An 11,285-nucleotide genomic window follows, 5' to 3' on the forward strand; every position below is an offset into this window, starting at 1 on the left:
GGTAGCCGAAAGTGTACAAAAAGAGTGTCTAGGAATACCCGATATTTAAACCTTGTCGAGAAAAACTTGACACATACCGTTTTTCGTATTTCTTTCCCTGCCTAGGCGGACATTCGGTATAATGGAAGAAGAATGTGCATAGGAGGGAGGACTTCGGATGAAAAAATGGTGTGCAGCTTTGACGGCGATTCTACTTGCAGCTGGACTTTCCGCCTGCGGGAACGGATCTCCATCGTCAGACGGCGGGAAAAACACGGCAAGTGGCGGCGATGCCGAAAAACTGGTAGACCAAAAATGTTCTGCCTGCCATGGCGATCAATTGCAAGGAAATGTCGGGCCGAATTTGCAGCATATCGGTTCTAAGCTCAGCGAAAAACAGATTTTAAATGTCATTGAAAACGGAAAAGGAGACATGCCAAAAGGGCTTTTAAAGGGAGACGATGCCCAAAAAGTCGCGAAATGGCTTTCCAAGAAAAAATGACAAAAACGGACCGGAAAACCGGCCCGTTTTTTGGTAAAGGTGGAAAGTTTTTTCTACAGCAACTGCAAAAATACCGGCTCAGTAAGGGATAAAAAGGCGAGCGTTACGCGACCTTTTTGAAAAAAACGAAAAAAATAAAATTAAACGTTTACAAATATAAAAGTCATGTGTTATAATGTAAAAAAATTTCCAATAGGTTGTAATACAGGAAATAAATTCACATCATGTTTCTGTTATTCGTTTGTACCTTTGTACTACTTCTAACCATACGGAGATGGGTTTACAAAAACGGGAAGCCAAAGAGATAATGGATCTTTATGGAAGAATGGGGGAGAAAAATCATGGGGTTTTGGGTCATGCTTTTTTGCTTTGTTGTCGGAATTGTTCTTCTTGTGAACAGCTTTAAGTACAGGAAAAACAAGACAGCCAGATTTGGGATTGAACTTGTAGTCGGGTTCATTTTTTTGGCAATATCAGTATATATGGCACTGCCAAAATGAGAATGCTTATGATATAAAGGAATCATTTGTAACCATGCTATCTATATTACAATTGATTAGTAGTGGTTAGGTTCAGGCATTATTATGATCTTCGTACCAACTAACATTACAGGTCAAGGATATAATGAAAATAGATGAATAGGGACATTTTTAGTGGCGGACTGTGTTGTAAGCGTAATTTCTTTTATTACCGGGTTTTTTTCGAAAAAGTGAATGCGAGGACACAGTGAATGAAAATAGGGATTCCCATACGACGGGAATCCCTATTTTTTGTCGAGGGAGGGAGAATGATGGGGAAGTGTCAACGGTATTCATTTATAGTTTCAGACAAGGCTTAAAAAGTTCCAAAATGCGAAGCGATCCTCAAAAAAATGTTCACCCCCATTAGAAAATTTGAAACAAAACTGTAATGTCGCTTAAGGCAAGGGATGCTATAATAGTTAATGTGCGAATTTCGAGCAATTATGCGGATTCTCGCGCGTTGAAAAGAGAAAAAAGTCAAATTTTATGCAGAAAGGCTTTTACGCAGCCTTTTCTTACAGCAAATCATCCCGTGCGGATCTTTTACTGGGACGGGTGTATGGGTATTGCAAAAATTGGCGTTTTTTGCCGGTGCCGTTGACACATTTTTCATTTCGGCACGCTACATTGAAAAAGCCAGGTGAGGAAATGATAGAATTAAAGGACGTCTATAAAAAGTACCCGAACGGCGTCATGGCCGTGAGCGGGTTAAATATAAAAATCAACCAGGGCGAATTTGTTTATATCGTTGGCCCGAGCGGCGCAGGCAAATCCACGCTCGTCAAACTGATTTACCGCGAAGAAAAGCCGACAGCAGGGGATGTCATCGTGAACGGCGTCAATCTTTCAAAGCTCCGGGACAAACGGATTCCTTATTTCCGGCGGCAGATCGGTGTCGTATTCCAGGATTTTAAGCTGCTGCCGACATTGACTGTATATGAAAATATCGCGTTTGCCCTCGAAGTGATCGAGCAGGAACCTTCCTATATCCGGAGCCGCGTTATGGAAGTACTCGACCAGGTCGGGTTGAAAAATAAAGCAAGAATGCTGCCTTCTGAGTTGTCCGGCGGTGAACAGCAGCGGGTTTCCATCGCCCGTTCCATCGTCAACATGCCGAAAGTGGTTATTGCGGACGAGCCGACTGGAAACCTCGATCCAGAAACTTCATGGGACATTATGAAAATCCTCGAAGACATCAACGTAACCGGGACAACGATTGTCATGGCTACCCATAACCGTGATATTGTAAACACAAACAAGCACCGCGTCATCGCCATTGAAGGCGGGAAAGTGGTACGCGATGAGCAGCTGGGAGGTTACGGTTATGAAGATTAATACGCTTAAACGCCACTTCCGGGAAAGTTTTAAAAGCCTTGGCCGGAATGGCTGGATGATGTTTGCATCGGCAAGTGCCGTAACGATTACCCTGCTTCTGGTCGGCGTATTTTTTGTGATCATCCTGAACATGAATAAATTTGCTTCCGATATTGAAAACGACGTGGAAATTCGCGTCCATATCGATTTAGCGGCAAAGGCTGCCAACAGGGAAAAATTGAAAAGCGAGATTGAGAGTCTGAACGCCGTCAATTCTGTCAAGTTTTCTTCTAAACAACAGGAATTAAAAGAATTGGTTAAAAGAATGGGTGATGATTTTAAACTGTTCCAGCAGGACAACCCATTGTATGATGTATTTATTGTCAAAACAAAGCAGCCGACAGACACGCCGAAAGTTGCAGCGCAAATTCAAAAAATGGACCATGTCGAATCCGTCATTTACGGTAAAGGAAAAGTGGAAAAGCTGTTCCATGTTTTAAGTATCTGCCGCAATGTCGGGGTTGTGTTAATCATTGCCCTGCTGCTTACGGCGATGTTCCTTATCTCGAATACGATTAAAATTACGATTTTTGCCAGAAGAAAAGAAATCGAGATTATGAAACTGGTAGGGGCGACAAACTGGTTTATCCGCTGGCCTTTTCTTCTCGAAGGGCTCTGGCTCGGGATCCTGGGGTCCATTCTGCCGATTGTGCTGATTTCCTTCGGCTATTACTCCGTTTATAAAATCGTGGAGCCGAAGCTTCAAAACAATATTATCCATATGCTTGATATCAGCCCGTTCATTTACGGCGTAGACGGCCTGCTGCTCGTGCTTGGCGTCTGCATCGGAATCTGGGGAAGTTCGATGTCGATCCGCCGTTATTTGAAAGTGTAACGGGAACGGCAGGGATGTATTCCGGTCCCGTCCGCCTGATTTTTATGCTATACCCTTTTCCGTTCGTTTTAAAACATAGGAAAAACGGGGCGTTGCGTCCCCGGATACATAAAACAAAACCATATTGCTCTGAGGGGGAAAAAGATGAAGAAGCGTTCCATTCTGCCTGCTGCCGTTGTATGCACGCTCAGCTTGGGCGGCCTGTTCGGCTACCAGTCCAATGCGAGTGCGGCAGGAGATTTGCAGCAGAAAAAAAGCGAGATTGAGAGTAAACTTTCCAATGTCCAATCCGAAATGGACAAAAAAGACAACCAGATTTCCAACATTCAAGACAAGCAGGCTTCTCTCGGCAGCCAGCTTGAGGCGATTGAGTCTAAAATTCAATCGGCGAACAAAAAAATCAGCGAGCAGGAACAGAATATCAGCACAACGAAAAGCCAGATTGCTGATCTGAAGAAAAATATCGCCGAAATCAAAAAGCGGATTGAAGACCGAAACGCCATTTTAGAAGACCGCGCCCGCGCAATGCAGAAAAACGGCGGCGGTTCGGTTAATTATTTGGATGTTTTTTTGGAAGCGAAAAGCGTCGGTGATTTTATTGACCGCTTTTCGGCAGTGAAGACATTGGTTGAAGCAGACCGGCAAATTTTGGAAGAACAGAAAAAAGATGAACAGGATTTAAAAGACAAACAGGCATCAGTAGAGAAGAAACTGTCCGATTTGGAATCGATGCTGTCTGATTTACAATCATTAAAAGACAGTCTGAAACAGGATGAGAGCGAGAAATCGGCGTTAATCAAACAGCTGGACAAACAAAAAGATAGCCTCAAAGAAGAGAAAATGTCGCTGAGCGAACAAAAGAGCATCCTGGCTGACCAGAAAGCTTCCATTGAAAAAGCGATTGCGTTTGCGAAAAAGCAGGCTGAAGCAAGAAAAGAGGCGGCGGCAAAAGCAGATGCAGCAGCAAAGGCACAAACGAATGCAGGATCAATAGGATCAGCAGGATCAAACGCAGGGACAACCCGCTCTGCATCGGTCAAGTCAAGTTCCGGGAGCCATTCCGGCGGATCCCTTCCGCAAGTATCTTCCGGGTCCTTTACGCGACCGGCATCCGGATATATTTCATCTGAATTCGGCGGGCGTTCCGGCGGGTTCCATCCGGGCATTGACATTGCCAACAGCATCGGGACACCGGTTGTCGCTGCAGCCGACGGTGTCGTGTTCAGGGCGTATCACTCTTCTTCATACGGGAATTGCGTCATGATCACCCATTACATTAACGGGAAGTTGTACACAACCGTTTATGCCCACTTGAGCTCGTACAGCGTCAGCACCGGGCAGCACGTCAGCAAAGGGCAGCAGATCGGAGCAATGGGAAATACCGGGGAATCAACAGGACCGCATCTTCACTTTGAAATTTATAACGGCCGCTGGACACCACCGCCACATACCGGTGCCCAAAACCCGAGAAACTACGTTAACTTTTAATAAGAACGAAAAAAAGAACCGTATCCATTGGTGCGGTTCTTTTTGCATGCAATGGCAGGGAAAGTGCTGTACGATAGGTAAGGCGCAAATATTATGGTATGATACAATTGTTATTTTTGCTGCGCAAACATATCCTATATCAATTCCAAAACACTTCACCGTGTTCCCGGATACCGGCCGGGAACAAACCTCAAGCAGGAACAAAGGGTGTACGAAAAGGAGAACGCAATGATTATAACGGTACTACTAGTTATCTTGTTTCTTTTGAATTTTATTCTGGCGGGAACCGTTATTTTCCTTGAACGGCGGGATGTCGGCGCAACTTGGGCATGGCTTTTGGTTCTGTTATTCCTGCCGATTGCCGGCTTTATCCTGTATTTGGTATTTGGACAAAATTTAAGCCGCCGTAAAATTTTCGACTGGAAAGTACAGGAGAAGATTGGCATTAAGGAAATTTCCCAGCAGCAAATTGAACTGCTGCGCGAAAACCGGTTTCCGTTTCATGATGAGCGGACAATCCAGTACAAGGATCTCGTTTATATGCTGCTGATGAATGACGGGGCGATCCTTTCCCAGGACAATCACGTCGATATCTTTACAGATGGCAGGAAAAAATTCGAGGCTTTATTTGAAGACATCCGGAATGCAAAAGACAGTATTCATCTTGTATATTATATTTTCCGGAATGACCGCCTCGGCCATGAATTGATTGAACTGCTGTCGCAAAAAGCAAGAGAAGGCGTAAAGGTGCGGCTGCTTTATGATGATATGGGGTCGCGGATGCTGTTCCGCCGCAAATTTTTCCGGCCGCTTGTTGTTGCTGGTGGGGAAGTGGCGTCCTTTTTTCCTGCCCGGATCCCGCTCGTCAATTTGCGCGTCAATTTCAGGAATCACCGGAAATTGGCGATTATTGATGGGCAGATCGGATATATCGGCGGTTTTAACGTTGGGGATGAGTATCTTGGTCTGAATAAGAAATTCGGTTACTGGCGGGATACGCATCTACGGATTGTAGGGAGTGCTGTTTATGCCATGCAGACTCGCTTTATTTTGGACTGGAATCAGGCGTCACCGCATGATGTAAGAGATGAAGAACGTTATTTCCCGGTCATCCCATCGCAGGGTGAAACCGATATCCAAATCGTCTCAAGCGGCCCCGATTCTGAATGGGAGCAGATTAAAAACAGCTATATTAAAATGATCAATTCCGCCAAAAAATATATTTATTTGCAAACACCGTATTTTATTCCGGATGACAGCCTCCTGAATGCGCTGACGCTTGCCGCCTTATCCGGAGTGGATGTTCGGATTATGATTCCAAATAAACCGGATCATATGTTTGTCTATTGGGCGACGCTTTCCAACATCGGCCAGCTGTTAAAAACGGGCGTCAAAGTGTACATTTATCAAAAAGGGTTCATCCATGCGAAAATGATTGTCGTAGACGGGAAAATTGCTTCCGTTGGGACGGCCAATATCGATGTGCGCAGTTTCCGTCTCAATTTTGAAGTGAACGCCGTGCTGTACGACCGTGAGCTTTCCGGCACACTTGCCGGCGTTTTCCGGGACGATATGGCCGAATCAACCGAATTAACGCTCCATGATTACCAGAACCGGCCGCTTTATGTGCGGTTTAAAGAGTCCATTTCCCGGCTATTGTCGCCAATATTGTAGAAGAAAAAGAAAATTTTTTCAAAAAAAGGTTGACGGTTTGCCATTGTTCTTCTATAATCTTAAACAATAAGTCATTCAAAATTGAATTATGAAAAGAAACTCTTATCGAGAGCGGCGGAGGGACTAGGCCCTGCGAAGCCCGGCAACCTTCAGGCATTTGCCTGAAAAGGTGCTAATTCCTACAGACATGCGTCTGAAAGATAAGGGAGGAACTTACATACATTGTAACCCTCTTCCCTTACGAAGAGGGTTTTTTCATTTCCTCTTCCATCTTTCACGAAAAAATTTTAAAAAATCAGGAGGCTTTAAAATGACACAACCATCATTCCAACCGGAAACTTTATTGTTGCACGGCGGCCAGGAACCGGACCCGGCGACAGGATCGCGCGCCGTACCGGTATACCGGACGACTTCTTACGTTTTTCCGGATACAGAACATGCGGAGGGCGTCTTCAATTTATCAAAAGAAGGTTTCATTTATTCCCGTCTCGGCAATCCGACTGTGGATGTTTTTGAAAAACGTGTTGCTGCACTGGAAGGCGGAACAGCGGCTGTCGGTTTATCATCCGGCGCATCGGCCATTGCCTTTTCCATTTTGAACATCGTGCGTGCGGGTGATGACATCGTATCCGCCAGCAATCTTTACGGCGGCACCTATAATTTGTTTGCTGTGACATTGCCGAAATACGGCATTAACGTCAAGTTTGTGGACGGGTCCGACCCTGAAGCGTTCCGCCAGGCGATCACCCCGAAAACAAAAGCATTGTACGCGGAAATTATCGGCAACCCAAGCCTGCAGGTGCTCGACGTGGAAAAAGTGGCGGAAGTGGCCCATGAAAACGGTATTCCTTTGATTGTCGACAACACGTTTGCTTCTCCGTATGGCGCGAATCCGATCAAATGGGGCGCGGACGTGGTTGTCCATTCGGCGACAAAATGGATCGGCGGGCACGGAACGGCGATCGGCGGTGTTGCCGTTGACGGCGGGCGTTTTGACTGGAACACAGACAAATTCCCGGACTTTAGCGAACCGGATCCGAGCTATCACGGCTTGCGCTACGGCGTCGACACGGCACAGGCTGCGTTCGCCACAAAACTTCGCGTTCAGCTTTTGCGCGACTTCGGGCCTGCTTTAAGCCCGGACAACGCCTTTTTATTCCTGCAAGGGCTTGAAACGCTGCATCTGCGTGTGGAAAGGCATAACGAAAATGCATTGAAAGTCGCGGAATTTCTGAAAAACCATCCAGATGTTGCTTGGGTCAATTACCCGGGCCTTGAAGACCATCCGTCCCATGAGCTGGCGCAAAAATATTTGAACGGCGGTTACGGCTCCATTGTCAACTTTGGTGTGAAAGGCGGCCGGGAAACAGGAAGACGCGTGATCGACAATATTAAGCTGTGGTCGCATGTAGCGAATGTCGGCGACGCGAAATCGCTGATCATCCACCCGGCAACGACTACGCATTCGCAGCTGAGCGATGAAGAACTGGAAAAATCAGGGGTCACAGGCGATTTGATCCGCCTGTCCGTCGGGCTTGAAGCCGTCGAAGATTTGACAGCCGACCTCGATCAGGCCATTACAAAAGCAACAGCCGTTACAGCCCGGTAAAAGCGGGGAGCGGGTCCGGCAGATTCGTGCGAAGGCCGCCATGCGAATGCCAACAGGCGATCCGGAAAACTTATACGATGTTCTGGGCTGATCCCATTGAACAATGTTGCGGCCCGGACGGTCTGCATACCTGATCCAGATCGGGAGCTTCTGGATACCGGCTGCACCGAATACTGTCGGACCGCTTGACCGTTTTAAATGAACAAAACGCTTCAGAGGCGAAAGAGCGCTAGATGTAGGGAGGAGTTTGGATAATGAGAGTGATTAAAGCAGCGCTGCTCGGCTTTGGGACGGTCGGCCAGGGCGTGTACGAAGCGGTCCGGACCCACCGGGAGCAGCTGAAAGAAAAGCTGCATGCCGAGGTAGAGATTGCAGCGGTTCTGATCAAAAACCCCCGAAAAAAGCGGAACATTGACAGTTCTGTACTCGTTACGACGGACTTCCGGGAAGTTCTCGCCATTCCCGGCCTTGAAGTCGTGTTTGAAGCGATTATCGGGGAAGAACCAGGCTTTTCCTACTGTTTACAAGCGATTGAAAAAGGCTGCCACGTCATTACTGCCAATAAAGTCATGTTTGCACGATATGGGAATGTGTTGCTTGAAAAAGCGAAAGAAAAAGGCGTGTTTGTCGGTTACGAAGCGACAACTGCAGGCGGCATCCCTGTGATTCGGACGATTTCCCAGCAGCTTCAGGTTAATGATATCCAGCGTGTACAGGCGATTTTAAACGGCACATCCAATTTTGTTTTATCGGCCATGCGCGAAAAACATCTTCCGTTTGAAGAAGCGTTGGAAATTGCCAGGCAGCACGGCTATGCAGAAGCTGACCCGGGCAATGATGTAAAAGGGCAGGACGCCTTTTGCAAGCTGATGATCCTGAGTCGGCTCGTATTCGGAACCCAGCCGGACTGGGAGAAAGTAGAAGTTGAAGGCATAGGCGGCCTCTCGCTTGCGGATATTGAAAGAGCGGATCGGCAGGGACTCCGTTATAAGCATATTGCGGACATATACCGTGATGGCGGTACGCTGAAAGCATCCGTTAAGCCTGTCCTTGTCCCTCCCGAACACGCCCTTTATGCGGTGGAAGGCGTCAACAATGCCATCACGATTTACGGCAGCCTGATCGGAAAAATTACCCTTACAGGTCCGGGTGCCGGAAAATTTCCGACGGCAAGCGCCATGATTGAAGACTTTGCGGCGGGTTACCGGCCCGTTCCGCAATTGGATGCCGTTTCGTGAACCAAGGAAACGTATCCATATTTTTTGCGATGCTAAGATGTCATTTTAGCGCGGGGGGAGAACCCCTCAACCTCTTTACGGCTTCTTCCGTTTTTGCTTTGCCGGCTCTTAGCGGAAGAGGCTTCTTTTTTACATGTTGTGATGGTGGCTCCGTCCCGTTCGTGCTGTTTTGTGAACAGCATGGTCATGGCCGGATCGCGTATCCCCTAAAGAAACCAGAGCCCGTTTTGCATTACGCATTTTTTAGCTTCACGGCAGCCTGTTTGCATCCTCGGCGGGACTTTCGCCGTCTTTTTCCGCTACCCGGCATATGCCCCCCGGCTTGTACATATATTGAATTATCGAGATGAAGAACCCCGCTTTTGGCGGCGCTTCTTGTACAAGGAGGGCATCACCATGAAACGAAAATGGCTGGCGCTTGCGATTTCGGGATCGCTGCTTGCCGGTGCAGGCGGCGGCTATACGGCAGGCCAATGGTTTTCACAAAAGGACAAGGCAGCCCCCACCCGCCAGGAAACAACCGGTGGGACAAGCAATATGCCGGACCTCACAAAAATTGCCCAGGCATACCAATTAATCAAAAGTTCCTATGTCCGGAAAGTTGACGAAAAAACACTCGTGGAAGGCGCAATCAAAGGCATGGTCAGTACATTGGACGATCCGTATTCCGTCTACATGGACAAAGAGACAGCCGCGCAATTCAATGACACGCTGGATTCCTCTTTTCAAGGCATCGGCGCCGAAATTACCAAAAAAAACGGAAAAATACTGATTGTTTCTCCTTATAGAAACTCCCCGGCGGAAAAAGCGGGACTGCGCCCGGAAGACGTGATTACAACAATTAACGGAAAAAGTACGGCAGGCATGGACTTATACGAAGTGACAACACGAATCAGAGGAAAAAAAGGCTCCAATGTGAAGCTGGGTATTTCAAGGGCCGGATCCGGCAAACAGATGACAGTGACGGTCAAACGTGATGAAATCCCGCTTGACACGGTCTACTCGAAAATGAAAAAGGCAAACGGGAAAAAAATCGGTTATATCGGCATTACCCAGTTTTCAAAAGATACGGCAACAGATTTTGCACAGCAGCTCGAAAAACTTGAAAACCGCGGCATGGAAGGGCTTGTTATTGATGTACGGGGAAATCCGGGCGGCCTTCTTTCCAGTGTTGAAGCGATTCTCAAGCAGTTTGTTACAAGAAACAAGCCGTATTTGCAAATTGAGGAACGGAGCGGGCACCGTGTCCAGTATGTGTCCAAACTGAAGAAAAAGAAGGCTTACCCGGTTGCGGTTCTCGTCGATAAAGGCAGCGCGAGCGCTTCTGAAATAATGGCGGCTGCACTTCATGAAACGGAAAATTATCCGTTAATTGGCGTCCGGACATTCGGCAAAGGGACGGTGCAGGAAGCGGTGCCGATGGAAGATGAGAGCATCATCAAACTCACCATGTTTAAATGGCTTACGCCCGATGGCCATTGGATCCATCATAAAGGCATTGCCCCGACGATTGAAGTGAAACAGCCGGACTATTTTGATGCCCAGGCTTTGCAAATTGCACACATTTTGAAAAAGGATATGAACAACACCCAAATCAAAACCGCCCAGCAAATGCTAAAGAGTCTTGGTTTTTCACCGGGAAGGGAAGACGGTTATTTCGATATCCAGACGGAAAATGCCGTCAAGGCGTTCCAGTTTGACAAAGGCCTTCCGGTAACCGGCAGCATCAATCAAAAAACGGCCGATGAAATGGAAAAATCGCTGTACAAAATGGCGCACGCGGAAAAAAACGATTTGCAGCTGCAAGTCGCCTTAAAGGTTGTCAGTAAGTAACGACGCATCAGCGGGCCGGGTTGCAAGCCAACGTGCAGCAATTTGCTTTTTTGCCCTTAACTCTCATGTTTCTGTCTTACTGCCACTTTTGCGACTCCCAGCGCAGTTGTAAAAATAACGGAAAAATAAACGTGGATGCCGGTTTGGATAGAAAATCTATGAGTCTGAAAAAAATCCTTATGGTCATTGTCTTATGCCGGTAATATAATAAAGAAAAGATAACTATGCTTTG

At 47.1% G+C, this 11,285-nt stretch carries 8 protein-coding genes and 1 riboswitch; all 8 genes read left to right on the top strand.

What is annotated here, in order from left to right:
• Positions 1-157: 157 nt before the first annotated feature.
• The 8 genes from cccB to NFR98_RS07910 all read left to right on the top strand — a co-directional run bounded on the left by cccB (position 158) and on the right by NFR98_RS07910 (position 11,053).
• Positions 158-481 carry a cytochrome c551 gene (cccB, locus tag NFR98_RS07875; RefSeq protein ID WP_052123294.1) on the top strand — a complete coding sequence of 108 codons (324 nt, stop codon included), beginning with the start codon at positions 158-160 and terminating at the stop codon, positions 479-481.
• A gap of 1,169 nt (positions 482-1,650) precedes the next feature.
• Entirely contained in the window at positions 1,651-2,337 is a 687-nt protein-coding gene (gene ftsE, locus NFR98_RS07880; RefSeq protein WP_013858633.1) for a cell division ATP-binding protein FtsE, read from the top strand.
• Positions 2,327-3,211, top strand: coding sequence for a permease-like cell division protein FtsX (gene ftsX, locus NFR98_RS07885; protein ID WP_251459907.1), 885 nt, complete (start codon positions 2,327-2,329; stop codon positions 3,209-3,211). Before ftsE ends, ftsX begins: the two co-directional genes overlap by 11 nt.
• 144 nt (positions 3,212-3,355) lie before the next feature.
• Positions 3,356-4,699 (top strand): murein hydrolase activator EnvC family protein, encoded by a 1,344-nt coding sequence (locus NFR98_RS07890; protein WP_251459909.1) that lies wholly within the window; start codon positions 3,356-3,358, stop codon positions 4,697-4,699.
• 228 nt (positions 4,700-4,927) lie between these two features.
• A complete protein-coding gene (gene cls, locus NFR98_RS07895; RefSeq protein WP_014095865.1) occupies positions 4,928-6,373 on the top strand; it encodes a cardiolipin synthase in 1,446 nt (481 codons plus the stop codon).
• A 99-nt stretch (positions 6,374-6,472) separates the two neighbouring features.
• Positions 6,473-6,580, top strand: a riboswitch (SAM riboswitch).
• 103 nt (positions 6,581-6,683) lie between these two features.
• Complete coding sequence (locus tag NFR98_RS07900; RefSeq protein WP_035189099.1) at positions 6,684-7,982, top strand: O-acetylhomoserine aminocarboxypropyltransferase/cysteine synthase family protein; 1,299 nt, start codon at positions 6,684-6,686, stop codon at positions 7,980-7,982.
• Between the two features lie 254 nt (positions 7,983-8,236).
• Positions 8,237-9,220, top strand: a complete 984-nt coding sequence (locus NFR98_RS07905) for a homoserine dehydrogenase (RefSeq protein ID WP_035182209.1) — start codon at positions 8,237-8,239, stop codon at positions 9,218-9,220.
• A gap of 396 nt (positions 9,221-9,616) precedes the next feature.
• Positions 9,617-11,053: a S41 family peptidase gene (locus tag NFR98_RS07910; protein WP_017551675.1), complete on the top strand. Its 1,437-nt coding sequence runs from the start codon at positions 9,617-9,619 to the stop codon at positions 11,051-11,053.
• The last annotated feature ends 232 nt before the right edge of the window (positions 11,054-11,285 follow it).

The organism is Weizmannia agrestimuris, assembly GCF_943193165.1.
GTDB classification, from domain to species: Bacteria; Bacillota; Bacilli; order Bacillales; family Bacillaceae_C; genus Weizmannia; species Weizmannia faecalis.

Coding starts and splice junctions, on each gene's coding strand:
- cccB (WP_052123294.1), top strand. CDS start 158: ATGAAAAAATGGTGTGCAGCTTTGACGGCGATTCTACTTGCAGCTGGA.
- ftsE (WP_013858633.1), top strand. CDS start 1,651: ATGATAGAATTAAAGGACGTCTATAAAAAGTACCCGAACGGCGTCATG.
- ftsX (WP_251459907.1), top strand. CDS start 2,327: ATGAAGATTAATACGCTTAAACGCCACTTCCGGGAAAGTTTTAAAAGC.
- NFR98_RS07890 (WP_251459909.1), top strand. CDS start 3,356: ATGAAGAAGCGTTCCATTCTGCCTGCTGCCGTTGTATGCACGCTCAGC.
- cls (WP_014095865.1), top strand. CDS start 4,928: ATGATTATAACGGTACTACTAGTTATCTTGTTTCTTTTGAATTTTATT.
- NFR98_RS07900 (WP_035189099.1), top strand. CDS start 6,684: ATGACACAACCATCATTCCAACCGGAAACTTTATTGTTGCACGGCGGC.
- NFR98_RS07905 (WP_035182209.1), top strand. CDS start 8,237: ATGAGAGTGATTAAAGCAGCGCTGCTCGGCTTTGGGACGGTCGGCCAG.
- NFR98_RS07910 (WP_017551675.1), top strand. CDS start 9,617: ATGAAACGAAAATGGCTGGCGCTTGCGATTTCGGGATCGCTGCTTGCC.